This is a genomic window from Massilia sp. Root351, from assembly GCF_001425045.1.
Lineage (GTDB): Bacteria > Pseudomonadota > Gammaproteobacteria > Burkholderiales > Burkholderiaceae_D > Rugamonas.
Genome location: NZ_LMDJ01000001.1, coordinates 206,368 through 231,737 on the forward strand (window position 1 = coordinate 206,368; position 25,370 = coordinate 231,737).

At 67.4% G+C, this 25,370-nt stretch carries 26 protein-coding genes; 12 read left to right on the top strand and 14 right to left on the bottom strand.

What is annotated here, in order from left to right; genetic code table 11:
• Positions 1 to 11: 11 nt before the first annotated feature.
• The gene (locus ASD15_RS00940; protein ID WP_057152795.1) at positions 12 to 488 is read right to left on the bottom strand and encodes a hypothetical protein; all 477 of its coding nucleotides are present in this window, start codon (positions 486 to 488) and stop codon (positions 12 to 14) included.
• 192 nt (positions 489 to 680) lie between these two features.
• Between ASD15_RS00940 and trmB the strand changes: the two genes are divergently transcribed.
• The gene (gene trmB, locus ASD15_RS00945; protein ID WP_057152796.1) at positions 681 to 1,361 is read left to right on the top strand and encodes a tRNA (guanosine(46)-N7)-methyltransferase TrmB; all 681 of its coding nucleotides are present in this window, start codon (positions 681 to 683) and stop codon (positions 1,359 to 1,361) included.
• Here trmB and ASD15_RS00950 read toward each other — a convergent pair whose 3' ends face one another.
• On the bottom strand, positions 1,362 to 3,152 hold the full coding sequence (locus ASD15_RS00950) for an amidohydrolase (RefSeq protein ID WP_057152797.1): 1,791 nt from the start codon (positions 3,150 to 3,152) through the stop codon (positions 1,362 to 1,364).
• A gap of 18 nt (positions 3,153 to 3,170) precedes the next feature.
• Positions 3,171 to 4,073, bottom strand: coding sequence for a DMT family transporter (locus tag ASD15_RS00955; protein WP_057152798.1), 903 nt, complete (start codon positions 4,071 to 4,073; stop codon positions 3,171 to 3,173).
• A 377-nt stretch (positions 4,074 to 4,450) separates the two neighbouring features.
• On the opposite strand from ASD15_RS00955, the gene ASD15_RS00960 reads away from it, so the two are divergent.
• Positions 4,451 to 5,383, top strand: coding sequence for an AraC family transcriptional regulator (locus ASD15_RS00960; protein ID WP_057152799.1), 933 nt, complete (start codon positions 4,451 to 4,453; stop codon positions 5,381 to 5,383).
• Positions 5,384 to 5,398: 15 nt separating this feature from the next.
• Here ASD15_RS00960 and recQ read toward each other — a convergent pair whose 3' ends face one another.
• On the bottom strand, positions 5,399 to 7,225 hold the full coding sequence (gene recQ, locus ASD15_RS00965; RefSeq protein WP_057152800.1) for a DNA helicase RecQ: 1,827 nt from the start codon (positions 7,223 to 7,225) through the stop codon (positions 5,399 to 5,401).
• Between the two features lie 9 nt (positions 7,226 to 7,234).
• Complete coding sequence (locus ASD15_RS00970; RefSeq protein ID WP_057152801.1) at positions 7,235 to 8,068, bottom strand: undecaprenyl-diphosphate phosphatase; 834 nt, start codon at positions 8,066 to 8,068, stop codon at positions 7,235 to 7,237.
• Positions 8,069 to 8,269: 201 nt separating this feature from the next.
• Here ASD15_RS00970 and ASD15_RS00975 point away from each other — a divergent pair, with 201 nt between their 5' ends.
• Positions 8,270 to 9,487, top strand: a complete 1,218-nt coding sequence (locus tag ASD15_RS00975; protein ID WP_082551459.1) for an MFS transporter — start codon at positions 8,270 to 8,272, stop codon at positions 9,485 to 9,487.
• Here the strand turns inward: ASD15_RS00975 and ASD15_RS00980 are convergent.
• Positions 9,417 to 10,352 carry a LysR substrate-binding domain-containing protein gene (locus tag ASD15_RS00980; RefSeq protein ID WP_057152803.1) on the bottom strand — a complete coding sequence of 312 codons (936 nt, stop codon included), beginning with the start codon at positions 10,350 to 10,352 and terminating at the stop codon, positions 9,417 to 9,419. The two genes, ASD15_RS00975 and ASD15_RS00980, sit on opposite strands and share 71 nt — an antisense overlap.
• 104 nt (positions 10,353 to 10,456) lie before the next feature.
• Between ASD15_RS00980 and ASD15_RS00985 the strand changes: the two genes are divergently transcribed.
• Positions 10,457 to 11,437, top strand: a complete 981-nt coding sequence (locus ASD15_RS00985) for an aldo/keto reductase (RefSeq protein WP_057152804.1) — start codon at positions 10,457 to 10,459, stop codon at positions 11,435 to 11,437.
• Positions 11,438 to 11,465: 28 nt separating this feature from the next.
• Here the strand turns inward: ASD15_RS00985 and ASD15_RS33725 are convergent, their stop codons facing one another.
• Positions 11,466 to 11,639: a hypothetical protein gene (locus tag ASD15_RS33725; RefSeq protein ID WP_157200782.1), complete on the bottom strand. Its 174-nt coding sequence runs from the start codon at positions 11,637 to 11,639 to the stop codon at positions 11,466 to 11,468.
• Positions 11,640 to 11,756: 117 nt separating this feature from the next.
• Between ASD15_RS33725 and ASD15_RS33730 the strand changes: the two genes are divergently transcribed.
• A complete protein-coding gene (locus tag ASD15_RS33730; protein ID WP_373888150.1) occupies positions 11,757 to 12,035 on the top strand; it encodes a hypothetical protein in 279 nt (92 codons plus the stop codon).
• 51 nt (positions 12,036 to 12,086) lie between these two features.
• Positions 12,087 to 12,260 (top strand): hypothetical protein, encoded by a 174-nt coding sequence (locus ASD15_RS32110; RefSeq protein ID WP_157200783.1) that lies wholly within the window; start codon positions 12,087 to 12,089, stop codon positions 12,258 to 12,260.
• A 13-nt stretch (positions 12,261 to 12,273) separates the two neighbouring features.
• Here the strand turns inward: ASD15_RS32110 and ASD15_RS00995 are convergent, their stop codons facing one another.
• The 3 genes from ASD15_RS00995 to ASD15_RS01005 form a co-directional block, all read right to left on the bottom strand.
• Positions 12,274 to 12,549, bottom strand: a complete 276-nt coding sequence (locus ASD15_RS00995; protein ID WP_057152805.1) for a YkgJ family cysteine cluster protein — start codon at positions 12,547 to 12,549, stop codon at positions 12,274 to 12,276.
• Positions 12,550 to 12,610: 61 nt separating this feature from the next.
• Complete coding sequence (locus ASD15_RS01000) at positions 12,611 to 13,249, bottom strand: HlyD family efflux transporter periplasmic adaptor subunit (RefSeq protein ID WP_082551460.1); 639 nt, start codon at positions 13,247 to 13,249, stop codon at positions 12,611 to 12,613.
• A 139-nt stretch (positions 13,250 to 13,388) separates the two neighbouring features.
• Positions 13,389 to 14,372 (bottom strand): CHAD domain-containing protein, encoded by a 984-nt coding sequence (locus tag ASD15_RS01005; protein WP_057152807.1) that lies wholly within the window; start codon positions 14,370 to 14,372, stop codon positions 13,389 to 13,391.
• A 201-nt stretch (positions 14,373 to 14,573) separates the two neighbouring features.
• Here ASD15_RS01005 and ASD15_RS01010 point away from each other — a divergent pair, with 201 nt between their 5' ends.
• From ASD15_RS01010 to ASD15_RS01035, 6 genes are all read left to right on the top strand, one after another.
• On the top strand, positions 14,574 to 15,812 hold the full coding sequence (locus tag ASD15_RS01010; RefSeq protein ID WP_057152808.1) for a SpoIIE family protein phosphatase: 1,239 nt from the start codon (positions 14,574 to 14,576) through the stop codon (positions 15,810 to 15,812).
• Between the two features lie 14 nt (positions 15,813 to 15,826).
• Entirely contained in the window at positions 15,827 to 16,384 is a 558-nt protein-coding gene (locus ASD15_RS01015) for a SiaB family protein kinase (RefSeq protein WP_057152809.1), read from the top strand.
• Positions 16,385 to 16,401: 17 nt separating this feature from the next.
• Positions 16,402 to 16,791, top strand: a complete 390-nt coding sequence (locus ASD15_RS01020) for a DUF1987 domain-containing protein (RefSeq protein WP_057152810.1) — start codon at positions 16,402 to 16,404, stop codon at positions 16,789 to 16,791.
• Between the two features lie 4 nt (positions 16,792 to 16,795).
• Positions 16,796 to 17,518: a GGDEF domain-containing protein gene (locus ASD15_RS01025; protein WP_057152811.1), complete on the top strand. Its 723-nt coding sequence runs from the start codon at positions 16,796 to 16,798 to the stop codon at positions 17,516 to 17,518.
• Between the two features lie 123 nt (positions 17,519 to 17,641).
• Entirely contained in the window at positions 17,642 to 18,229 is a 588-nt protein-coding gene (locus ASD15_RS01030; RefSeq protein ID WP_057152812.1) for a sigma-70 family RNA polymerase sigma factor, read from the top strand.
• Complete coding sequence (locus ASD15_RS01035; RefSeq protein WP_057152813.1) at positions 18,226 to 18,930, top strand: anti-sigma factor domain-containing protein; 705 nt, start codon at positions 18,226 to 18,228, stop codon at positions 18,928 to 18,930. The genes ASD15_RS01030 and ASD15_RS01035 overlap by 4 nt, the downstream gene beginning before the upstream one ends.
• A 9-nt stretch (positions 18,931 to 18,939) precedes the next feature.
• Here the strand turns inward: ASD15_RS01035 and ASD15_RS33025 are convergent, their stop codons facing one another.
• From ASD15_RS33025 to ASD15_RS01055, 4 genes are all read right to left on the bottom strand, one after another.
• Positions 18,940 to 22,146 carry a TonB-dependent receptor domain-containing protein gene (locus ASD15_RS33025; RefSeq protein WP_082551462.1) on the bottom strand — a complete coding sequence of 1,069 codons (3,207 nt, stop codon included), beginning with the start codon at positions 22,144 to 22,146 and terminating at the stop codon, positions 18,940 to 18,942.
• Positions 22,143 to 23,429 (bottom strand): hypothetical protein, encoded by a 1,287-nt coding sequence (locus ASD15_RS01045; RefSeq protein WP_229418014.1) that lies wholly within the window; start codon positions 23,427 to 23,429, stop codon positions 22,143 to 22,145. Before ASD15_RS01045 ends, ASD15_RS33025 begins: the two co-directional genes overlap by 4 nt.
• A gap of 65 nt (positions 23,430 to 23,494) precedes the next feature.
• A complete protein-coding gene (locus tag ASD15_RS01050) occupies positions 23,495 to 23,743 on the bottom strand; it encodes a hypothetical protein (protein WP_057152814.1) in 249 nt (82 codons plus the stop codon).
• Positions 23,744 to 23,751: 8 nt separating this feature from the next.
• Positions 23,752 to 25,254 (bottom strand): DUF4331 domain-containing protein, encoded by a 1,503-nt coding sequence (locus ASD15_RS01055; protein ID WP_057152815.1) that lies wholly within the window; start codon positions 25,252 to 25,254, stop codon positions 23,752 to 23,754.
• Between the last annotated feature and the right edge of the window lie 116 nt (positions 25,255 to 25,370).

The window sequence follows — 25,370 nt, forward strand, 5'->3', positions numbered from 1 at the left end:
GACAGCGATCATCAGCGGGACAGCTCTACGTCCACCCATACAGCATACGCTAAATGCTTGTTTTGCCAAACTGCGCCGCCGCGTATGGCCGCGTCGCAGGAGACGGACTGGCCTTCGATCTCTTCGCGCCGCTGGCGGTCGCGGAAGGCTTGCGCGTCCTTCTGCGACAGGTAGCCCGTCATGCGGCCCGCAATGAATACCGCGACCGGCTTGTCGTCATAGGGATTGAGCGGGTCCACCGCCAGCACCGCCTGCAGGCGCGAGTCGGCGCCCTGGTCGCCGTGCTCGCCCGCCAGCGCGCGCACGGTGGCGAGGTAGCGCGATTCGGCCACCACCTCGGTCAGCATGCGGCCGCCGTCGGACCAGTGCTTCACCGGCGCCGCCGGCTGTGCGGGCTCGTAAGCGCCTGCCTGCTTGGGGGCGGGCGCCGGCGGCACGCGGAAGCCCTTTTTCAGCAGCAGGTACATGGCGGCCAGGGACAGTGCCATGATGGCAAGAAGGAGTGCATCGGTCATTGTGGGGAGGGCTAGTCGGTCAAAGCCGTATTATCGCAGGCCCGGCGCCGCCGGTGGTTGCTGCGGACCGGCTCACGTATAATGGCGGATCGTCCTTAGAATTCGTCCCTTACTCACATGTCTTCCGATACTCCAAACGATAACCCGGCCAACCCAGCACGCGCCATGCTTTACGACCCGACCGAACACCGCATCCGCAGCTTCGTCACGCGCGCGGGCCGCCTGTCCACCGCGCAGGCGCGCGCGCTGGAAGAACTGGGTCCGAAATTCATGGTGCCTTACGTGAAAGCGCCGCTCGACTTCGAGCAAGCCTTTGGCCGCAAGGCGCCGGTGGTGCTGGAGATCGGCTTCGGCATGGGCGACACCACGTCGCACATCGCGCGCGGCATGCCGGAGAAGGACTTCCTCGGCGTGGAAGTGCACACGCCCGGCGTGGGCAGCCTGCTCAAGCAGATCGGCGAGCAGGAGCTGACCAACCTGCGCCTGATCCAGCATGACGCGGTGGAAGTACTGAACAACATGATCCCGGACGGCTCGCTGCACGGCGTGCATGTGTTCTTCCCGGACCCATGGCACAAGGCGCGCCACAACAAGCGCCGCCTGATCCAGGGCCCGTTCGTCAAACTGCTGACCGAGAAGCTGGCGCCGGGCGGCTACCTGCACTGCGCCACCGACTGGCAGGAATACGCGGAGCAGATGCTGGAAGTGCTGGGCGCCGAGCCTGGCCTGCAAAACACGGCCGAAGGCTACGCGCCGCAGCCGGCCTACCGTCCGCTCACCAAGTTTGAAAACCGCGGCCTGAAACTGGGCCACGGCGTATGGGACCTGGTGTTCACCAAGAAGTAATCAAAAAGCCACCGCCTCGTACACGACCTTACCGCCCACCACGGTCTGCAGCACCTTGGTGTCGGCGATGTCCTCGGCCGGGACTTCCATGAAGTTCCGGTCCAGCACGATCAGGTCGGCCAGCTTGCCGACTTCCAGCGAACCCGTCTCCTTCTCCTGCCGCAGGGTGTACGCCGCGTTCATCGTGACGGCGCGCAGCACGGCCGCGCGCGGCATGCCGGGCGCCTCGCCCAGCCGGCCGGCGTACTCGGGTGGCGCCGGGTTGGCGGCGCCTTGCGCCGCAGTGCGCGTCACGCCCACTTTCAAGGCGTACCACAGGTTCAGCGGGTCCACCGGCCAGTCGCTGCCATAGGCGATGCGCGCGCCCGCGTCCAGCAGCAGCGATTGCGGCTGCACGATGGCGTAGCGTTCCTTGCCCAGGTATTCCTTCAGCGCCCCCACCGTGTCCGGCGCCGGCTTGGCCCATTGGAAGGACAGCACAGCCGTGGCGTCCAGCTGCTTGAAGCGGGGGAAGTCGGCCGGGTCCACGATTTCGTCGTGCGCCAGTGCGGCGCGCACGTCCTTGCCTTCCGGCGCGGCGCGCAGCGTTTGCAGGGCGTTGAGGGTGTCGCGCACGGCGCCGTCGCCGTCGGCGTGGATGTGCGGGTCGATGCGGGCTTTTGCGAGCGCCGACAGCGTGGATTTCAGCAGCGCCGGGGTGAAGTAGCTGTCCGGTCCCTTGCTGGTGCCGGGCGCCCAGTGCGGATGCTGCGGCGTGCCCTGGTTCGTGTAGTAGGGCGCCAGCATGGTGCCGGTGAGGGCCGGCGCGGCGATCACGCCGTCCATGAACAGCTTGGCGTGGCGCACCTGCATGGACGGCGCGGTGCGCGTGGGACCCTGGTCGAATCGCCTGGCGAGCTGACTGATTTCCTTGAACGCCTTGCCGGATATGGCGTCCTGCGGATCGACCAGCACCGCGAAGTGCCCGCGCGCGGTGAGCTTGCCCTGCTTTTGCAGCTGCGAGAAGGCGGCCAGCGTCTCGGGATCGGTATAGGCGTCGAGGAAGGTGGTGATACCCTGCTTGCGCATGGCCTCCAGCGCGGCGGAGGAGGCGGCCAGGTTTTCCTTCGGCGTGAGCACGGGCATGAACTTGCTGACCATGTCCTGCGCCGCGTCCTCCAGGATGCCGGTGGCGTTGCCGGCGGCGTCGCGCGCGATTTTTCCGCCCTCAGGATCGGGCGTGCGGGCGGTGACGCCGGCCAGCTTCAGGGCTTTGGAGTTGAGCAGCACGGAGTGGCCGAAGGACGAGCGCACCACCACCGGGCGGCTGGTTTTAAGGCTGTCCAGCGCGGCGCTGGTGATCGCCACGCCGTCCGGCAGCATGCCCTGCTGGAACCAGTTCACCACCTTCAGCCAGCGCTGTGGAGCGGCGTTCTTCTCCTTGTCCAGGCAGGCCTGGATGCGTGCCTGGAACTGCGGCACCGTGAGCGGCTGATAGTCGAGGCTGCAATTGAGCAGGCGCGAGCCGCCGGATTGCGGATGCATGTGGCCGTCCACCAGCCCGGGCATCAGCATGCGGCCCTGCAGGTCGATCACGCGGGTCTGGCCGCTGGTGTGGGCTTGCGCGCCGGCGTTGTCGCCCACGTAGACGATACGGCCGCCGCGCACGGCCAGCGCCTGCTGCACGCTGTCCTGCGCGTCCACGGTGTAGATGTAGCCGTTGCGGTAGACCGTGTCGGCCGGGGCGGCCGGGGAGGCAAGCGCCGCTGCCGGGAGCAGCAACAAGGTGAGGGCGAATCCGGTACCGCGCATGCAGTTCTCCTGGTTTGTTTATCTCGCGCGGGCCTCCGTGCGGCCCAGCGCAGGCCAGGACGGCATGAAGGCCAGCAGGTTGCCGGCCAGGACCAGCGCCAGGCCGCAGAAGGCCAGCGCGGTCCAGTGGTAGTCCTCGAATATGGTGGACGCGCTCAGCGCCACGATGGGGAATAATACTGTGGAATAGGCAGCACGGTCAGGGCCGATGCGCCCGACCAGCATCAGATAGGCGGTGAAGGCGATCACCGAACCGGGAATGGCAAGGTAAAGCAGCGAACCGGCATAGCGCAGGCCCGGCTCCCAGGTGAAGGGGATGCCCAGCACCAGCGCGCCCACGGTCAGGATGGAAGCGCCGATGGTCATGGCCCAGACGTTGGTCAGCCACGGCGCCAGGCCGAGCGCCTGCATGCGGCTGGACAGCAGGTTGCCGGTCGAGAAGCAGAGGGTGCCCAGCAAGGCCAGTCCCAGGCCGGCCAGCATGCCGCCGTCGTTCCAGTGGCCCTGCATCTGGGGCAGGAACAGCAGGGCGATGCCGCACAGGCCGAGCAGGGCGCCGCCCACCACCTGCGGGCGCAGCGCCCGGCCCAGGAACAGGCGGCCGTTCAGCGCGTTCCAGATCGGCGCGGTGGAGAAGACCACGGCCACCAAGCCGCTCGGCACCCACTGGCTGGCATAGTAAAAGCAAAGGAAATTACAGCAGAACAGCGCCACGCCCTGCGCGGCCAGGTAAGGCCAGGCCGCGCGCGGCGGCCAAATTTTCTTGCGCATGGCAAACAGCACCAGCAGCAGCACTGCCGCCGCGATCCAGAAGCGGTAAGCGATGGACACGGGCGCCGGCACCACGCCGAGTTGGAACTTGATGGCGATCCAGGTCGTGCCCCAGATCAGGACGGTAAGCAGGTAAAGAAAAGCGTTCATGGTGCGGTCCGTTAGATGGCGAGCTGGCATGATGGCGCCGTCCCGTCCCCGCCGCTTGTCCCGGTTTGCGCAATTATCAGCCACCCTTGGCGACCTGAGCCGCATCCCGCCAACTTCGGGGTCTGACCCCGAAGTTGGCGGGATGCGGCTCAGGCTGCTTGTGGGAGTTGTCCGATGGATGAGGGATAGTCCGATTTGGCGCAGCTTGCAAAGCGAGCTGAGCCGCATTCTTTCCCCTTCGGGGTCTGACCCCGGTTTTGGGGGAATGCGGCTCAGGCTGGTTGTGGGAATTGTCTGGGTGGGGAGGGATTGTCTGATCTTGCGCAAATTGGGGCGGGCGGCGGGCGGGTGCTTGGCGGGCGTGCTAGACTTTTTGCATGGCTACTTTTTCCCGCTCCGCTTTCGATACGGCCGCGCCGCCCGGCGCGGAGGCGATTTCGCATGCGGTCTTCAAGACCATGTCGAATACCGACGCGACCCTGGAGCGCTTTGCCTGGCTGGGCGACGGGCTGGCCGCCGCCATCTGGCAACGGGAGACGGATGAGGAAGTGACCACTTACTCGCAGCCGGGACACCATACCTTTTCCTGCTATCTGGGCGGCGGTTACCGCACCGAGCGCAATGGCGCGGGTGTGGCGCCGGGGCAGTATGGGGCGCCGCAGCGCCTGTGCACCTTGCCGGACTGGCACGAGTCGCACTGGCTGGTGCGTGACAAGCTGCGCCTGCTGCACGTGTATTTCATGCCGGAGCATTTCACCCGGCGCGCCGTGGTGGAGCTGGACCGCGAGCCGCGCGAGTTGACCCTGGCCGACCGCACCTACTTCGAGGATCCGCGCCTGGTGCAGCTGTGCGAGGCGCTGGTGGCTTCGCCGTGGCAGGGCGCCGACGCGCTGCTGCGCGTGAACGAAATTACCCACGCGACCTTGAGCGAGCTGCTGAAGTCACAGTCGATGATAGACCCGGGCGCGCGGCTGCGCGGCGGACTGGCGCCGGTGGTGCGGCGCAGGCTGGCGGAGTTTATCGAGGCCCACCTGGCCGAGGCCATCACGCTGGGCATGCTGGCGCAGGTGGCTTGCCTGTCCGAGTTCCACCTGGCGCGCATGTTCAAGGTGTCGTTCGGGATGCCGCCGTCGGCCTGGGTGGCGCAGCGCCGCCTGGACCGGGCGCGCAGCATGCTGAGGTCGGGCGAGTTGCCCTTGCAGCAGGTGGCGGATGCTTGCGGTTACGCGGACTTGAGCCATTTTAGCCACCGTTTCCGTGCCGCCACCGGCGCGCCGCCGGGACGCTACCGGCAGATCGTCGCCGCCTGACGCGCGCTCCAGCCTTTACAGCATGTCCGCGATCAGGGCGACGATCTCGTCGCCGTACGAGGCGAGCTTTTTCTCGCCCACGCCACTGATGCCGCGCATGTCGTCCAGCGAGGTCGGCTGCGCCTTGGCGATTTCGCGCAGGGTGGCGTCGACGAAGATCACGTACGCCGGCACGCTGTGCGCCCGCGCCGTCTCCACCCGCCACCAGCGCAGCTTGTCGAAGATGGCCTGTTCCTTGCCCGACAGTTCGGTCTCGGCGTAGCCCTTGGCCGCCGCCGCCGTGGAGCGCTTCTGCTTGACCGGCTTCTGGTACTGCCGCAGCTGCACCTTCTGGCCGCCCTTGAGCACCGGCCGCGCCGCGTCGGTCAGCTTGAGGGAGCTGTATTGTTCGTGGTCCACCGTCACCAGCCCGAGCGCGATCAGCTGGCGCAGGATGGCGCGCCATTCCTGCTCGCTGCGGTCGGCGCCGATGCCGAACACGGACAGCGAGTCGTGGTGCCAGGTCTTGATGCGCTCCGTTTCCACGCCGCGCAGCACTTCGATCACGTGCCCGGCGGCGAAGCGCTGGTCGACCCGGTAGATGGCCGACAGCAGTTTTTGCGCCGGCACCGTGCCGTCAAAGCTGATCGGCGGGATCAAGCAGGTGTCGCAGTTGCCGCACGGGATGGCCTGCTCGCCGAAATAGTCCAGCAGCCGCACGCGCCGGCAGCTCAGCGTTTCGCACAGGCCCAGCATGGCGTCGAGCTTGGTGCCCAGCACGCGCTTGAAGGTTTCGTCCGCTTCCGATTCGTCGATCATGCGCCGCTGCAGCACCACGTCCTGCAGGCCGTAGGCCATCCAGGCGCTGGCCGGCATGCCGTCGCGGCCGGCGCGCCCGGTCTCCTGGTAGTAGCCTTCGATCGACTTGGGCAGGTCCAGGTGGCACACGAAGCGCACGTCCGGCTTGTCGATGCCCATGCCGAAGGCGATGGTGGCGCACATGACAATATTGTCTTCGCGCAGGAAGCGGGCCTGGTTGGCGGCGCGCTTGGCGTGCTCCATGCCAGCATGGTAGGCCATGGCGCGCACCCCGTTCTCGTTCAGGAACTCGGCCGTCTCTTCGACCTTCTTGCGCGACAGGCAGTAGACTATCCCGGAGTCGCCGCCATGCTCGGCGGTGATGAAGTCGAGCAGCTGCTTGCGGCCGTTGGCTTTCTCGACGATCTGATAGCGGATGTTGGGCCGGTCGAAGGAGGACACGAACTGCATCGCGTCTTCCAGCTGCAGGCGCTGCACGATCTCGGCGCGGGTCTGCTGGTCGGCGGTGGCGGTGAGGGCGATGCGCGGCACGTTGGGGAACTGCTCGTGCAGGATCGACAGCTTGATGTACTCGGGCCGGAAGTCGTGGCCCCATTGCGACACGCAGTGCGCTTCGTCGATGGCGAACAGCGCGATGTTGGAGGCCTGGAACAGGTCGAAGCAGCGCTGCGTCATCAGCCGCTCGGGCGCCACGTACACCAGGTCGATCTGGCCGGTGCGCACCAGGCGCTCGATGCGGCTGGCTTCTTCGTAGGTCTGGGTGGAGTTCAGGAAGGCGGCGCGCACGCCTACCTCTGCCAGCGCGTCCACCTGGTCCTGCATCAGGGCGATCAGCGGCGAGATCACCACGCCCACGCCGTCGCGCACCAGCGCGGGAATCTGATAGCACAGCGACTTGCCGCCGCCGGTGGGCATCAGGACCAGCGCGTCGCCGCCGTTGCTGACATGGTCGACAATTTCTGCCTGGTGGCCGCGGAAGGCTGGGTAGCCGAAAACGGTTTGCAGCAGATTGAGGGCGCGTTCGCTGGTGTCCTGATTGGTCATTTCTCTACTTTAATCGGCCCACACTACCAGGCCGGAATAATCGGTGGCGATTACCACCAGTCCGAATATGATGCGATACCACGCAAAAATTGTGAAGTCGTGCGAGCTGATATAGCGCAACAACCAGCGCACGCAGAGGAAGGCCGACACGAATGCGGCTACCATGCCGACGCCGAACATCGGCAAGTCGGCCGCCGACAGCAGCGCGCGTTCCTTGTACAGCGAGTATACCGTGGCCGACAGCAGCAGGGGAATGGCGAGGAAGAAGGAAAATTCCGTGGCCGCCTTGCGCGACAGGCCGAACATCATGCCGCCGATGATGGTGGCGCCGGAACGGCTGGTGCCGGGGATCAGCGCGAACGCCTGGGCGCAGCCGACCTTGAGCGCGTCCAGCGCGCTCATGTCGTCCACCGACTGCACGCGCACGGCGGCCGGGTTGACCTTGGCGCGCTTTTCCACCCACAGGATGACGAAGCCGCCCACGATGAAGGCCGCCGCTACCGGCACCGGCGAGAACAAATGCGCCTTGATGGCCTTGTTGAACAGGAAACCGAGGACGGCCGCCGGCAGGAAGCCGATCACCAGATTGGCGATGAAGCGCTGCGCCTTGGGATCGCTGAACATGCCGCTGAGTACCGAGGCCAGGCGTACGCGGTATTCCCACATGACGGCGATGATGGCGCCGGTCTGGATCACGATCTCGAACACTTTCACTTTCTCGCCGACGAAATTGAGCAGGCTGCCGGCCAGGATCAGGTGGCCGGTGGAGGAGATGGGCAGGAATTCGGTAAAGCCTTCTACCAGGCCCATGATCAAGGCCTGCAACGCGAGTGTGATGTCCATATTTGTCGTAATAGCAAGTGATTGGGAAAAGGGCGTCGAAGCTTACCATGACCTGCCGCGTTCGCCCGCCCCCTATCGGGCGCGGCCCGCATTGTACCTTGCCGGTGATAAGCTGGACTTATCACAGCCCCGGTAAAGTCGAATTGGATGTAAACGGACGGCAATTCCATACTCCTGCCATCGATCAAGCAGGAGCAAATCATGACGACTATGAAGGAAACGGCAGCGCCGAAGGGACTGATAACACTGCTGGCGCTGGTGTGCGGCGTCTCCATCGCCAGCGGCTACTACGCGCAGCCGCTGCTGGGCGACATCGGCCGCGCGCTGGGCGTATCCGAAGCCTACGCGGGCGCGCTGCCCATGTTTACCCAGATCGGCATCGCCATCGGCGCGCTGCTGTTTCTGCCCCTGGGCGACATTGTCAATGACCGCAAGCTGATACTGGCTATGATTTGCGCGCACGTGGGCGCGCTTGCGCTGGTGGCCCTGGCGCCGTCCGCGCCGGCGCTGACCTGGGCCAGCGCGCTGATGGGCGTCACCACCATCACGCCTTATTTGCTGCCGGCCTACGCCGCCAAGATCGTGCCGCCGGCGCAGCGCGGCCACGTCACCGGCCTGCTGGTGCGCGGCATCTTCGCCGGCATCCTGCTGGCGCGCACGGCCAGCGGCTATATCGGCCACTACACGGACTGGCGCACGGTGTACTGGATCGCCGCCGCGCTGATGATGGCCATGGCGGCGCTGCTGGCCTGGCGCCTGCCGCCCACCATGCCGCGCAGCGATCTGAGCTATCCGCGCCTGCTGGCTTCCCTCTGGACCGTATTCCGCCGGCAGCCGGTGGTGCGCTACGCCACCGCGCGCCAGGGTTTGATGTTCGGCGCCTTCAATGCCTTCTGGATCAGCCTGGTGTTCTACCTGGAGACGCCGCGCTTCCACATGGGCAGCGACGTGGCCGGCCTGTTCGGCGTGATCGGTGCGGCAGGCGCCTTCGCCGCGCCTGTTTTCGGCAAGGTGGCCGACCGGCGCGGCCCGCTGTTCGCGGTGCGCCTGGGCACCGCCTTGGCACTGCTGGCGTGGATGGTGATGGCGCTGTTCGGCCAGCATCTGGCCGGGCTGGTGGCGGGCGTGCTGCTGCTGGACCTGGGGGTGACGGCCTCGCACGTGTCGAACCAGACCATGATCTACCACCTGGGGCAGGACATACGCGGCCGCGTCAGCACCATCTACATCCTCGGCACCTTCATCGGCGCGGCGCTCATGTCCGGGCTGACGGCCTGGGTGTGGGGCCGCTGGGCCTGGAGCGGCGTGTGCGCGCTGGGCATCGCCGCCACCGGGCTGGCGGTGGCGGTCAGCTTCGCCCAGAGAGCTCGGCCAGATCGAACTGGGCCCTGCGCGCTTCAGCCGCAACCAGTTCGATGAATTCGAGGATCAGCGGGTTGTCCTCGCCGCCGCGCGAGAACACCTGCACCTGCAGCGGCCCCATGCCCTCCACCGGGCGCACCACGAGGCCGGCGGGCGGCGCCGAGAAGATATAGGTGGCGCCCACCATCGCCCCCATACCCTGGCCCACCAGCGACATGCCCATCTGCGGCTGCGAGGTTTCGTAGACGAAGCTGGGCGTAAAGCCGTGCGCGCGGCAGCTGTCGACCATGCGGTCATACAGGTCGGTGTTCAGACGGCGCTCGAACATGATCAGGCGCTGGCTGCGCAGGTCGTCCACGGTGATGGCGGCGCGCGCGGCCAGCGGATCGTCCTCGCGCAGCAGCAGGGCCCAGCCGGAATCGAAGATGGGCTGGCCGCGCAGGCTGCCGTCGGCCGGCAGCGGCGCCACCTGCACGCCGAAGCCGACGTCGATGGTGCGCTTGAGCAGCGCGTCCATCTGCAGCACCGAATTCATTTCATGGCGCAGGATGCGCACGTTGGGATACAGCGCCTGCAGCCGTATCAGCGCGGGCGGGATGAAGGCCAGGTTGGTGTACTCGACCAGGCCGATGGACAGCGTGCAGCTGCGGTATTGGCCGGCCTCGCGCGTAAGGCGCAGCGCGCGCTCCATCTGGCTGAACATGATGTCGAGTTCATCGCGCAGCACCGCGCCGGCGGGCGTCAGCTCCACGCTGCGCCGGTCGCGCCGCAGCAGCTCCACGCCCATGGTCTGCTCCAGCTTGGCAATCTGCTGGCTCAGCGCGGGTTGCGTGACGAACGCCAGTTCCGCCGCGCGGCGGAAGTGCAATTCCTTCGCCACGATGGAAAAATAGCGCAGCTGCCGAAGTTCGATGCCTCTCATACGTCCTCACTTACAACTTATCGTGGTTTCTGTTTTACCATGCATGATATAGATACAATGAATCGGCCGCGTTATAGTGGCCCGGACTGTCAAGGAGGAGTTGCATGGAATATGTGAATCTCGGCCGCAGCGGCCTCAAAATATCGCGCCTGGCGCTGGGCTGCATGACCTACGGCGTACCGGACCGCGGCGGCCATGCATGGACGCTGGACGAAGAGCAGAGCCGTCCCGTGATCCGCCACGCGCTGGAGGCGGGCATCAACTTCTTCGACACCGCCAACTCGTACTCGGACGGCACCAGCGAGGAAATTGTCGGCCGCGCCCTGCGCGACTTCGCCCGCCGCGACGAAGTGGTGATCGCCACCAAGGCCTATTTCCCGCAGGGGAAGGGACCGAACCAGCGCGGCCTGTCGCGCAAGGCCCTGATGGCGGAAATCGACAACAGCCTGCGCCGCCTCGGCACCGACTACGTGGACCTGTACCAGATCCACCGCTGGGACTACAGCACGCCGATCGAGGAAACGCTGGAAGCGCTGCACGACATCGTCAAGGCCGGCAAGGCGCGCTACATCGGCGCCTCGTCAATGTACGCCTGGCAGTTCGCCAAGGCGCTGTATGCCGCCGACCGCCATGGCTGGACGCGCTTCGTCTCGATGCAGAACCAGCTCAACCTGATCAACCGCGAGGAAGAACGCGAAATGTTGCCGCTGTGCGCGGCCGAAGGCATCGGCGTGATCCCGTGGAGCCCGATGGCGCGCGGCCGCCTGACGCGCGACTGGGCCGAAGCCAGCAGGCGCTCCGACACCGACCTGATCGCCAAGGAAATGTACACCGCCACCGAAGCGTCGGACCGGCTGGTGGCCGAGCGCGTGAAGCAAGTGGCGGAGGCGCGCGGCATCCCGCGCGCGCAGGTGGCGCTGGCCTGGGTGCTGCAGAAGTCCGTGGTCACCTCGCCCATCATCGGCGCGGCCAAGTTCTCGCACGTGGACGACGCGGTGCAGGCGCTGTCCGTGCGGTTGAGCAGGGAAGAGCTGGCGCTGCTCGAATCGGCCTATGTGCCGCACCCGGTGGCCGGCTTCAGCTGACAGGCAGCTGCCGTCTATGCGCAACCTTTCATCCCGGCTGGTCGTCAGGCGGCTTGCCGGCGCGAAGCCTGCAATCGGTATCTGGTGGATGGTCCTGGCGGCACTGGCCGGTATTGCCGTGCCGCTCCTGATGTATCCGCTGGCGACGCTGTCGGCCCTCGCCGGGTTTGGTGTGCTGATCAGGTGTGACCTGGCGCGGCACGCGAACAAGGTCGCTGGCGGTTTATCGCTTCTTGCAGCCCGGCGGCAGGGGCGATCGATTTGCCATTTCGCGCGGGAGTTCGATTGCCGCGCAACCGACACCTGGGTTGTTCGCGCTGTGTATGAAACACTGCAGGACGAACTTGGCGCATACCGCGCAGGCTTTCCGCTGTCGGCCGGCGACCGGCTCGTCGCAGACCTGTTTATCGATCATGAGGATCTGGATCTGGCAATTGTCCCGGGCATCGCACACCGTTCGCTGCGTTCGCTGGAGAACCTGGAGCAGAATCCGCGGCATGGGCAAGTCGTAACGGTGGGGGACCTGGTGCGCTTCTTCCAGGCGCAACCCCAGGTCGACAGTCCCAATGGACTCCTGTGTACGCCAGCGAACGGATAGCATCGCGAGCGGGGCGTAAGGTGGTTGTTCCAGCCACCGAAGGAGATTGCCATGAGCAAGCACAACAACGATCCACGCGAACAGCAGCAGCGCGAGGCGCAGCAAGCGCAGCAGGAAGCGGCCAAGAACCAGCAGCGCGCCGAGGAAGCTGAAGTCGCGGGCCGCCACAAGAACGACGGCCAGAAGGATCACAAGGGCGCCGACAAGGGCCCGCGCGGCCAGTAAGGCCTGCCCGCCCTCAGGGCGCGGTCGCGCGTTCCAGGTCCGCCAGCCAGACCATGGCGTGCTCGCGGCTGCCGCCGCACATGTCGGCGGCCGGCTGCAGGCCGGCGCAGAAAGCGGGCCGTTCCGGCTGGCCGAAGATCATGCAGCGCATGTCGTCGGCCAGCTGGATGCAGCGCTCGCCGGCCGGCTTGCCGTTGGGCATGCCCGGAATCGGCGACGTGATGGAGGGCGCGGTGCAGCAGGCCCCGCATCCGGGGCGGCACTGCACCGCGGTTTTTGCTGTTGTCATGAGTACACTGTTGCGCGGCGCTGGAATTCGAGGCCGACAGTATACTCCTGCGCCGGCAACGTTAGGGCCGCAGCGAAGGCCAGCTGCTCAGCGCAAAGGTGGCGCGCGCCTGCTGGCCGGGTAGCAGGCCGTCCACTTCACCCAGTTCCAGATAGAGCTTGGCCATCTGCATCGGCTTGTCGCCTTGCGAGATGACGATCACTTTCTGCGCCTTGACACGCTGCTTCAGCGCGGCAATGTCCACTTGCACCGGCTCGTCCAGGTTCAGTTCGCGCAAGCGCGAGCGCGGCACCGAGGCGACCACGCGCATGCGGGTCGGATCGAACAAGGTGATGACGTGCCGGCCCGGCATCGCCACGTCGCCCACCTTGGCCAAGGTGGCCGAGACGATGGCGTCGTAGGGCGCGGCGATTTCCGTGCCGCCGATGCGCGCCAGCAGCTGGCCGGCTTTCACGCGGTCGCCGGTCTTGACCAGCAGCTCGGTGACTTCGCCGGCCACGCCGGAACGCAGCGTGCATTGGCGCAGCGACTCGGCGTAGGCGTCGCTGATACGGGTTTCGTTGGTTTCCTGCGCCGCTGTGGCCGCGTGCGCGGCATGCAGCGGGAACAAGGTGAGCGGCGGCAGCGATAGCGCGGCGGCTACGCAAAAGCACATACTGGCCAGCGATTTTGAGGCTGGCGCATGCAAGGTCTGAGGCATGGTTGGTGCGTCCCTGGAGCGTTATATTTTTTATCATGCCCGTGCAGTGCGGGGGTGGGGCACGCGCGGGCAAGCTGCCGAGTATATAAAACACCGGGAAAGAAATCATGCAAATTGTTACGTACTGTTGTTTCTTTGCTCAGGCCGGCGCGCGCGCCTGCCGGACGCGGCGCCACAGTTTGCGCAGCTTGCCCTTGCCGCCGTGCGTGGTGGAAGCCAGATAGCCGCGCGTGAAGGCGGCGCTGCCGTCCAGCCGCGCTTCGCCGTGCTGCAGTTTTTTCAGCAGGCCGTCCGCCACGGCGGTGTCGTTCAGCCAGCCCAGTTCGTCCTGCAGCTTGGCCAGGCTGCCGATATACGGCCGCACTTGCCGCTTGGGATAGAGCGACTGGAAGAATTCGGCTGCGTAGCGCGCGCGCTTGGCGGCGATGCGCACGCGGTGGCGCGCCTTCGCGCCCCGGTGCGCACCGGACAGGCGCAGTTTGCGGCCGCGCTTGAGCAGGCGCGCGCGGCTTTGCGCCAGCGCTTCGTCGGCGAATCCGAGCGCGGACTGCGACAGCGCCTGGCGCTGGCGCCCGGTGCAGTGGCTGCGCCAGGCCGCGTCGTGCAGCCAGCCGCCCAGGTTGCGCATCAGCTCTGCGTAGCGTTCCGTGCTGACCGCGTCGGCCGCCGCCGCGCGCAGGTCGTTGGCGCGGCTTTCGGCCGCCAGCCGCACCAGCACCAGTTCCATGTCGTCCGGCAGGCCTTCCGCCACGCGCGGCAGCGTGGACGATGCCAGCACGTCCCAGTCGCGCGCCGCGCCCAGCTGTTCTCCCAGCCAGCGCAGGTCGCTGCGCAGCGCCGCGGGCAGTTCCAGCAGCGGCGCGTACAGCGCCAGTGCCGAGCGCAGGCGGCGCAAGCCCACCCGCATCTGGTGCAGCGCTTCGGGCGCGTTGCCGCGCGCGACGGCGGCGTGGTTGGCGGCGATCTGCTCGCGGCAATTGGCGGCGATGCGGCGGAAGGCCTGCTCCGCGCTGAGCTGCCTGTTGAGCGTGAGCGGCGCGGCGCGGACGGCGGCGGTGTCGGCCTCCGCGCGGTGCACTTCGGCGATGGTGGGCTGTTCCGCCAGGTCGAGATGGGCGTTCATGGCTTTGCTCCTGATGCAGAAGTTCTACCTTAGCACTGCCGGCCCGCCCGCCGCGCTAGCTTGCCGACAACCAAGGTTGCCGTAGCGTCATACTGATGTAACAAAGGCATGGCAAGATGCCGGCTGTTCATCTCTCTCCCAATGGATGTTTTGGCCCGCACTCTCCCCGGTGCGGGCCGTTTTTTTCTAAAGGAACCGGCTGTGGAGTTCAACGCATCGCGCCTGGATCTGCCCCGCTTCCGTCTGTCGACGGCGGCCGATTTGTGCATAGAAACCGTGTCCGTGCAGTCGGACATGAGCAACTTCGGCGTGCTGGAACTGTTCACCGAACGGCGCGACCTGATGAGCCTGCCCGTCATCGAGAACGACCGCCCGATCGGCCTGATCAGCCGCAACATCTTCATGTCGCAGATGTCCAAGCCCTTCTACCACGAGGTGTACGGCAAGAAGAGCTGCATCGCCTTCATGGACAAGGAGCCGCTGATCGTGGACGCGGCCATGAGCATCGAGGCGCTCACTTTCCGCGCCGTGGAGTCGGGCGAGAAGGCGCTGGCGGACGGCTTCATCATCACGCGCGGCGGCGCCTTGGGCGGCGTCGGCTTCGGCCTGCAGCTGATGAACGTGGTGGCCAATATGCAGGCCGAGAAAAACCGCCAGATCATGCACAGCATCGACTACGCCAGCGTGATCCAGCGCGCCATGCTGCGCACCTCGCGCGCGGCGCTGGCGGAAACGCTGCCGGACGCGCACCTGGTATGGCAGCCGCGCGACGTGGTCGGCGGCGATTTCTACTACTTCGCGAAATACGGGGACGGCTGGTTCGCCGCCATCGCCGACTGCACCGGCCACGGCGTGCCGGGCGCCTTCATGACCCTGATCTCCTCGTCCATCCTGACGCAGGCCTTGCAGGCGTTGGGCCCGCGCGATCCGGCCGCGCTCATCGCGGAGGTGAGCCGCGGCGTGAAATCCATGCTGGGCCAGATGGAAGGGCAGGGCGGCGCCACCGAATCGGACGATGGCATGGACGCGGCCTTCCTGTGGTTCGAGCAGTCCAGCCGCAAGCTCAGCTTCGCCGGCGCGCGCCTGGCGCTGCACATCGTGCCGCCGGCGCAGGACGGATCGGACGCGCCGGTGCAGACCTTGGACAGCGACCGCATGGGCGTCGGTTACGTCGGCACGCCGTTCGGCTTCCGCTGGGACGCGCGCACGGTGGAAGTGGCGCCGGGCAGCCTGCTGTTCATCACCACCGACGGCCTGGTCGACCAGATCGGCGGCCCGCGCGAGATCGCTTACGGCAAGCGCCGTATCCGCGACGTGCTGCTGGCGCAGCGCGCCGCGCCGTCCGCGCAGCTCAGCCAGGCCTTGCTGGACGACTTCCAGGCCTGGCAAGGCGCGCAGCCGCGCCGCGACGACCTTACCTTTTTCTGCTGCCGTCCCTAAGGAGGGAACTAGCTTTGCTTTACGAAGAATTCAACGAGTTTTGGGACGTGGCGCGCAAGCGCAACATCATCTTTTTCTACGCCGGCTACTTCTCGCAGCACGTGGTGGCCGCCATCGCCGAGACCATCAAGGCGCGCCTGGACACGGCTGGCGCGGCGGGGCCGACGCGGCGCCGCATCTTCTCGTCCTTTGTCGAGATGTCGCAGAACATCATGCACTACTCGTCGGACACGCTGACGCCGGACCACGCGCTGGCGAGCCAGATGCGGCGCGGCTCGTTCTGCATCGGCATGCGCGGGGACAGCTTCTTCCTGCTGTGCGCCAACCCGGTGTCGACCGAGAGCGTGGAGAATATCCGCGCGCGCCTGGAGCCGCTGCACAGCATGACCATGGAAGAGATCAAAACCGCCTACAAGAAGGCGCTGCGCGACGAAACCCCTGCCGACAGCAAGGGCGCGGGGCTCGGCTTCCTGACCATGGCGCGCGACGCCAGCGCGCCGCTGGAGTTCGAGTTCGTCAAGGAGACGCACGACCCGGATACCACGGTGTTCTGCATCAAGGCCATTATCTGAACAAGAAAACCTACGACATGGAACCCTACTACATCTCAGCTTCCCCCACCTCGCCCGAGATCGATTTCCGCTTCGACCGCCACACGCTGTCGATCAAGGGCGAATCCTATCCGGAAAACGCCGCGCTGTTCTACGGCCCGGTGATCGAACAAGTGCGCGCCTACCTGGCCGGCTGCGGCCAGGCCGACATCACGGTCAACGTGTCGCTGGCCTACTTCAACAGCTCCAGCACCAAGATGCTGTTTACGCTGTTCGAGGCGTTCAACCAGGCCGCCATGGACGGCTGCGCGGTGCGCCTGAACTGGTACTACGACGAGGACGACGACACCATCCTGGAGTTCGGCCAGGAGCTGCAGGACGACTTCGGCGCGCTGGAATTCGTCAATCATCCCGTGGCGCACAACTGACGCCATGGCCGAGCCGGATCTGTTCGCCGCCGAGAGCGCGGTGCTGGCCGCGGCGCGCGCGGCGCACGAGGACGACAATGCCGGCGCGGCCGACTACCGCCGCGTGCTGGGCGAAATGATGGTGCACTACGAGCGCCTGATGCGCGAGACGCGCCGCCTGATCCGCCGCAGCGACCGCGCCGAACGCGACATGAACCAGCTGAACCGCCAGCTGCACGAGCTGGCATGCCAGCTGGAGTACCGCGCCACGCACGACCCGCTGACCGGGGCGCTGAACCGCGCCGCGCTGATCGAGCGTGCCAGCGGCCTGCTGGAGCAGGACGACGTGGCCCTGATCGTGCTCGATATCGACCATTTCAAGCAGGTCAACGACGATTTCGGCCACCCGGCCGGCGACGCGGTGATCCAGGCCGTGGTGCGCTGCCTGAATGGCTTGCTGGGCGAGCAGGTGGCGGTGGGCCGGGTGGGCGGCGAGGAGTTTTCCGTGGTGTGGCCGACGCGCCACCTGGCCGAGGCGGCCGTGCTGGGCGAGCGCATTTGCCACGCCATCGCGCGCGAAGTGTTCGCCGCGCCGATCGACCGGGCGGTGACGGCCAGCGTGGGCATCAGCTGGAACCCGCGCGGCACGCCGTTCGACACGGCCTACCTGCGCGCCGACGAGGCGCTGTACGACGCCAAGCGCGCCGGCCGCAACTGTGTGCGCCTGTCGCCGGAGACGGGACGTTGAACTGGAATTGAACTGGTCCCCACCGAGACAATGCTCGCTTCGGCGTTGAAATTGCGCTAATCTTTACCGCTGTTGCTGTCACCGCGCGGTTTCCCATTAACGCAAGTTCCACCGAGGCATACCTTGGCATCAGCGTCCCCCACCGATCCCCAGCAACTCCGAGCCTGGCTGGCCGCTGCGGCCGCCCGCGACGCCAAGGCCTTCCGCGCCCTGTACGATGCAACTTCCCCGAAACTGTTCGGCTACGCGCTGCGTATATTGCATAAGCGCGAGCTGGCCGAGGAAGTGCTGCAGGAGAGTTTCGTCTCTATCTGGAACAGCGCCCGCAGCTACCAGAGCCAGTTGGCCGCGCCCATGACGTGGATGGCGGCCATCGTGCGCAACAAGGCGCTCGACGCGCTGCGCCGCACGGACGGAACCCTGGAGATCAATGTGGACACTTTCGACAGCAGCATCCTGAATGCCTTGCACGATCCCGGCGCCACGCCCATCGAGGCGCTGCAGATCAGCAGCGACGCCAAGGCGCTGGCCTACTGCATGTCGATGCTGGAAGGGTTGCACCGGCAGGTGATCGGCATGGCGTTCTACCACGACCTGTCGCACAGCGAAGTGGCGCAGCAGATGGCCATCCCGATCGGCACGGTGAAAACCTGGATCCGCCGCAGCCTGGAGCGCCTGAAGACCTGCCTGGCCAAGGGGGAACGGCAATGAACCTCCGCGACAAGCCGGGCCTGCGCGAGAAGCTGGCCGCCGAGTACGTGCTGGGTACGCTGAAGGGCGGTGCGCGGCGCCGCTTCGAGGGCCATCTGCACAACGACGCAGCGCTGCGCCGCACCGTGGCCGAATGGCAGGATCGCCTGCTGCCGCTGTCCGAGTTCGCAGGCGAGCAGCGCCCGCGCGCGGAAGTGTGGCGCGGCATCGAGCGGCGCCTGAACCTGAAGGCGCCGGCGCCTGCGTGGCAGTTCTGGCGCCAGGAATCGGTGGGCTTCTGGCGCGGCCTGAGCCTGGCGTCCGGCGCGTTGGCCGTGGTGCTTGCCGTGACGCTGACCCAGGCGCCGCCGGAGGTGCCGGCCATCAACTACGCCGCCACGCTGACGGACGAGCGGTCGCAAACCGCCATCCTGCTGACCGGCGATAGCCGGCGCCAGGTGCTGGAGGTGCGCGTGGTGAACAGCGTGGCCGTGGCGGACGACAAGACACTGCAGCTGTGGGCGATTCCGAAGCAGGGCAACCCGCGCTCGCTGGGCATCCTGCCGGACAACCGCAGCGCGAAGCTGGCGCTGTCCGAGCGCGCCATCGGCAGCGACGTGCAGCTGCTGGCGATCAGCCTGGAGCCGAAAGGCGGCTCGCCCAATCCGGACGGTCCCACCGGTCCGGTGCTGTACAAGGGTAACTGGGTGAGGCTGCTCTGACGCGCCGGGTTAAAACCTGTGCGTCAGCGTGAGCCTGAAGGAGCGCGGCTCGACGGGGTGGAAGTGGCGGTCTGCCACCCCTTCGGCCGCTTCGCCGGGCAGGCGCGAGACGTAGTAGTAATCGATGTCGCTGGCGCGCTTGTTGAACAGGTTGAACACGTCCAGTGCGAGGCTGGTGCCGGCGCCGAGCTTGTAGCCCACGCGCGCGTAGGCCAGCGCGCTCGAGGCCGAACGTACGCCATTGTCTTCGGCCAGCGGGCGCGGGCCGAAATAGCGCAGCTGCACGCCGCCGGACCAGCGCTGCACATCCGTCACCGTCACGCCGAACGAGGCCACCTTTTCCAGCGCGCCGGGTATGCGCCTGCCGGCCGGGTCGCTGTCGCGGTAGCGCGCGCGGGAGGCTGCCAGGTCCAGGTCGAACTGCAGCCAGGGCCGGGCCAGATAGTGGTTGTTCCATTCGATGCCGCTGCGGCGGCTGGCGCGGCTGGCTTCGGTTTGGCCCGCGTCGCCGACAAACACCAGTTCCGAATCGAGGTCCAGCCGCCACAGCGCCAGGGAGCTTTGCAGGCCGGGCAGCAGTTCGCTGCGCAGTCCGGCTTCATAGCCGCGCGTGGCGGCCAGCGGCGTGGCCGGCTGGGACGGCGTGCCGCCGGCCTGGCCGCTTTGCGTTACGCCGCGCGCGTCGTTGCTGTGGAAACCCTTGCCGAAGTTGAGGAAGTACTCGGTGCGCGCCCAGGGGCCGAAGATCAGCGACAGCTTGGGCGAGACGATACCGCCGGACGCCTGTTCGTTGCCGTTGCCGCCGGCGGCGCCACCGGACACCGCGAAGCGGTAGGCGTCGTAGCGCAGGCCTGCCACGGAGCGGAACGCCGGCAGCCACTGGGCCACGTTCTCGGCATACAGCGCGGCGCTGCTTTCTGCAACGCGGTCTTCGCGGATGGTGGCGGTGCGTTCGCGCCGTCGGGTGGCGTACAGCCCAACCGGCGACAGCTTGTCGTAGCGGCCTTGCGCGCCGATCCTGCTGCGCATCTCGACACCGTGCAGAGCATGCAGCCAGGTATGGCTGGCGTCGAAGCCGGCCACGTTGCGGTGCTCGCTCTGGTTGAACTGGTCGCCCTGTCCGGAATCGGCCAGCAGGTAGGTGAAGTTGCTGTACAGGTCCAGGCTGGAACGGATGGCGTAGGCGCTCAGTTCGGAGCGGCTGGCGGCGCCGCGCCGGTGCAGCTGCCAGGACAGGCTGTAGCGCGCGCTGTCGCCGCCGTCGCTGGGATCCAGCGTGCCGTAGCGCCCTATCAGGCCCGCCTCGACGGCGCGCAGCGGCACCTGGTCGGTGGCGCTCCAGCGGTTGCGGTAGGCCATGGCGGTGAGGCTGTAGCCCTGGTCCGCCGTGCCGGCGCTGTAGCGCAGCACAGCGCTGTATTTGCGCACGCGCTCGGGCGTGTCCCAGGGGCCGTCGTTGCGGTTCGCTTCCAGCGCGTACAGCAGCTTGCCGTCGGGCGCCGCGCTGCCGGTGAGGGCGCCAGTGCCAGTGCCGATGCCGGTGCTGCCCGCCGCCATGGCGCGCCGGTAGCCGTTGCCGCCGATGGTGGCGCTGGCCATGGACGGCAGTTCGTCGGCCAGGCGGATGCGGGCCGTGCCGGCGGAGGCGAAGTCGCCCTCCTCGGAGAAATAGGGGCCTTTGCGGTAGTCGATGCGTTGCACCAGTTCCGGTATCAGGAAGTTCATGTCCGAATAGCCCTGGCCGTGCGCGTGGCTGCGCATGTTGACCGGCATGCCGTCGATGAAGGTGGCGAAGTCGGTGCCGTGGTCGAGGTTGAACCCGCGCAGGAAATACTGGTTGGCTTTGCCGTCGCCGCTGTGCTGGGTGACGATCATGCCGGGCACGAATTCCAGCAGTTCGCCGGTGCGTAGCGCGGGCCTGCTGGCAATCAGGCTGGAGGTGATGCGGCCCTGGCTGGCCGCGTCCGATGTCCCGACGGCGTTGTCGTAGTGCCCCACGACCGCGACCACCAGGGGCGGCCCGGCGGCGAAGGCGCGTTCGCTGAACCACATGCTGGCTGCCGCGATGATGATCGTCGAACCGCCCGCCACCACCACGCGGCGGTAGAACCAGGTGGCGCGCATCAGGAAGGCCAGCGGCAGGAAGGCGGCCACGATGGCCAGCTGTCCCAGCTCGACGCCGGCATTGAAGCCCAGTAGTGCCAGCAGCAGCGACCCTTGCGGCAGCCCCAGGCCGCCCAGCACGCCGGCGAAGCCGAAGCCGTGGATCAGGCCGAAGGCGAAGGCGCCCGCCCAGCGCCGCGTGTGCACGAAGGGTCTGAGGTTGTTCAGTGCGGCGACGATCACCGAGGCGGCGATCACGGATTCCACCAGCTGCGACGGCAGGGCGACCACGCCGAGCGCGGCCAGGCTGAGGGTAATGGAGTGCGCCAGCGTGAAGGCGCTGACTGTCTTCAATACGTCGATGGCGGCCGCGCGGAAGTGGGGCGTTTCGCGCCAGGCACGCTCGCGCCAGACCAGCACGGACGGCAGCAGCAGCGACAGCAGGAACAGGATATGGTCGTAGCCGATCCAGATATGCCACACGCCGTGCTTCAGGTAGGCGCTGAACTGCGCCAGGCGGGAAGCTTGCGCAAGCTGCAGTACCTGCTCCGGCCGCTCGCTGCCGAAGATGGCGCTGCTGCTGTGCGCTGCGCCGCCGGCGGTGTGCTCCAGGCGCAGCAGGCCTTTGTGCTGCGGGTCGGTGTCGGCGAACAGCCGGTAGCCGATGCGCAGCGCCTCCGGGACGGCGGGGCAGTGGGCGCGAAAGCGCAGCACCGAGTAGGCGCCGTCGGTGTGATGGTCGATCAGCTGCTCGCCGGCGGTGACGGTGCAGGGCGCCGAAGCGGCGCCGCCGGCTGCCAGGCTGAGACGGGACAGCGCGTAGGCGGCGATTTGCGGGTGGCGCTCGCGCACTTCGTCCCAGGTGAGCTGGCCGTCGCCGTCGCTGTCGAGGCCCAGCGCATAGTCCAGGTCGCGCAGTGCGATGTCCCACTGGCCGTCGATCTGTTCGCCGCCGGTGCGCAAGGTGAGGTAGCTGTCGCTGGGCTTGTGGGCCTGTGCGGTGCCGGCCGGCAGCGCCAGCATGACTGCCAGGGTGGCCGCTAGTGCGGCTTTGATCGTGGCTGCGGCTGCGCGGCGCGGCAGCCGGCGCGCGGTGCGAAGGCGGCGCATCATGGCCGGCTCCGCGCGGCGATGGCGATGGGCGTTGCGCCCGCCGGCATGGCAAGTTGAACGGCGAGCGGCTGGATGCTGCTGTCCTCCAGGCCGGTTTGCGCCAGCCAGGCCAGCGCGGGTGCCGCGGCGGCGCGGTCGTTCGCCTGCCGGGCCGCTTCAAGCAGGATGCGCAGGTCGGCCGGCTCTTTCTGCACCGCCCAGTTTTGCAGCGCCAGTGCCAGCGCGGCCCTGGCGTTGCCGCGCAGGTGCAGCTCGTAGCGGGCCTGTTCGCGCTGGTGCACGCTGTCGCCGCGCAGGGAGGCGGCGTCGAAGCGTGCCTGCAGTTCGCGCACGGCGTCGGCCAGCGCCGCTTGCCGCGCCGGGGAGGGCAGCGTGGCTTGGCTTTGCTTGAGCGCCAGCGCGTAGCGCAGCAGCAGGCCATCGATGCGGCGCTGTTCTTTGAGCAGCCCGGCCGCTTGGCCGGGCTGCCCGCGGTCCAGCAGAAAGTCGGCGTAGGCGCCTAGCAGGTAGCTGTCGCGCGGGGCCAGCTTGAGCGCGGCCAGGAAGCGCGCTTCAGCCAGGCGCGCGTCGCCGCGCCGGGCGGCCATTTCGGCCAGCTGGGTCAGCGTCCACGCCTGCATGGCGGGGTCGGCGCCGGCGCTGCGCTGCAAGGTGGTGGCGAGCAGCAGCTCGCTCTTGCGCAGTTGCCCGGTCAGGCCGGACACATTGGTCAGGCAGGTGATGCTGGCCAGCTCGCCCGCCAGCGCCGACAGGCGCGCGCAGCTGGCGGTGGCGGCGGCGTACTGTCCCAGTACCGTCTGCACGGTGGCGCGCGTGAGCCAGGCTTGCGCGTTCGCCGGCTCGGCCGCCGTCACCGCGTCCAGGTCCGTCATGGCCTCCGCGAAGTGGTGCGTGCCTTGCAGCAGCGTGGCGCGCAGTAGCCGCACGGCGGCGGGCGGCGCGGCCTGCTTCCACCACGGCGCCAGCGCCGCTTGCGCATAGCCGAAGTAGCGCGGGTCGGCCTCGCTGCGGCCGGCGGCGATGTAGCGCTGCGCCAGGGCGGCGGCCAGCTGCACGTCTGCCGGTGCGGCGGCCAGCTGCAGCCGCATGCGGCGCAGTTCCTGCTGCTGCGGGTCGGCGCGGCGCGGCAGGGTTTCGATCACGTCCGCGCCCGAGCGCGGCAGGTAGGGCGCCGCCAGCGCCGGCGGCGCCTGCAGCGCAACGATGGCGGCGAAAGCGGCTGCCATCAGAAAGGGCGCCATGACCGCCGTGCTGGCGGGCAGGATGGAGCGAGTCTTGTGCATGGTATTGCATCCAATGAGAGCCCTGCACCGGACGGGGTTGCGGTACGGCGCAGGGCGTTGCCGGCCTACTCGGCCGGTTCGCTGTTTTCCGGCGTGGTAACTGCCACGCCGTCGATCGCCGCTGGTTCCTTGTCCTCGGGGCTGGCGCCGATGAGGGCCAGCACAGCGGAATAGAAGGCGTCGGCCATGGTGACCGGCGGCGGCGGCGCCACCACCGGCGCGGCGGGGGTGCCGCCGCCGGAGCCGCCGCAGCCTCCCAGCAGCAGGGCCAATGCAAGCGGTGCGAGCGTTGTAACGCGGATGGGCGTTTTCATGGCGCCTCCTATTTCTGCGGAGAGCCGGCCAGCGGCGTCTTCAGGTAAGGGAAGCCGGCCGTGACGAAGGTTTCGTCCAGGAAGGCGCCGTCGGTGAAGCGCAGCGCCCCGGCCGGAGCGTCGGCCGGGGTGCAGCCCAGGTTCAGGGTGCACAGCTTGCCCATCATCACGCGCAGCGCGATGTCGACCACGTCGTCCCCGGGGCGGCGGCCGTTGGGGAAGCCGGCGTTGTCGCCGTCGATCACGCCCAGGCGCTTTTGCGCCCCGCTCGGCGTGGGAGCGATCGCGGTGTTCAGGCGCAGCATCTCGGACGCGGTCACCGTGGCCGGCTGGTTCAGGCCTTTCACGCCGGTCAGGAAGGCCGCCACCAGGTCGTTGCGCGGGAAGTTGGTGGGCGCCTTGGCGCCGGCGCTGCCGTACAGGATTTCAACCAGCGCCGGCAGCGTGGGGTTGGTCACGTAGTCGGCGAACTGGCCGTCGGCGGAAGGCTTGCTGTGGTTGAAGCGGTCCTTGTCCTTCAGGCCGATCACCACCTCGTTGACCAGCGGCGCGCCCAGGCGCGACACCTGGGTCCAGGCGCCGCCTTCTTTCGAAGAGCCCACCGCGCTGCCCGGCGTGGCGTTGAGGAGGCGGCCCTGGCGCATGCTGGCGGTGGTCCAGCCGCCGATGACGGGGTCGCCGCCGGTGGCGGAGGCGGTCAGGCAGTCGGCCGCCACCTCCAGTTCGATCGAGGTGACGTTCTTGAACGCCAGGTCGTCGCGGGCGTTCTTCTCGGCGCTGGCCAGGAACTCCACCGCCGGCGCCTTGATGTTGATCAGGTCGAAGGTTTCGCCCAGGTTCACCACGAAGGGGTCCTTGCGCTGGCCCACAAACAGGCGCGCCGGCGTGCCGCAGCCGGGAATGTTGACCGCGTAGACGTGCTTGGCGGCGTAGCCGGCGTAGTCCGGAATGGTCTTGTTGCCAATGTTGTCGACCGGTTTGTCGAAGGTGCTGCCGCCGCCGGCCGCGTTGGTCAGCGCCGCGCGGCCGCCGCCACGGCGGTCGCCGCGCACCACGGACACACTGTAGGTTTCGCGCACATTGAGCCCGGCGGGGTTGACGTCGTTCACGGCGCCGCCGTTGATCACCAGCGGGATCGACACCTTCTTGCCGCCCACAGTGAGCTGGGTGTCCTTGTTGGTGCTGCTGAAACGGAACTGGAAGGTCAGGTCTTCCCTGGCGTCGCCGTTGTTGTCGATGTGGATCTCGTACAACGCGTCCGGGTCCATGGCGAAGTAGTTTGGGCCGCCGTAGGCGTCCTGCAGCGGCACGTAGTTGGCGATCAGGGTGACGAACTTTTCGCGGCCGGGCTCGTAGCTGCGGAACATATAGAAGTCGGTGGCGTCCACCTTGGGCTGTTTGGTAATGAAAGGCGCTTCCCTGTGGCTGGACGCGAACGCTTGCGGCGCCAGTGCCAGGGCGACCAGGTTGCCGATCAACCAGGGTCTGAGGTGCAGTCTGCTATTTGCCATGCTAGTTCCCCTTTTGTCATGTGGTGTGGAGGTGCTGCACACGCATATACGTCAGGGGCGCCGGATCGGTTTCAGGAAAACGCGAATTTAGCGGCGACACCGCGGCCATTGTTCAA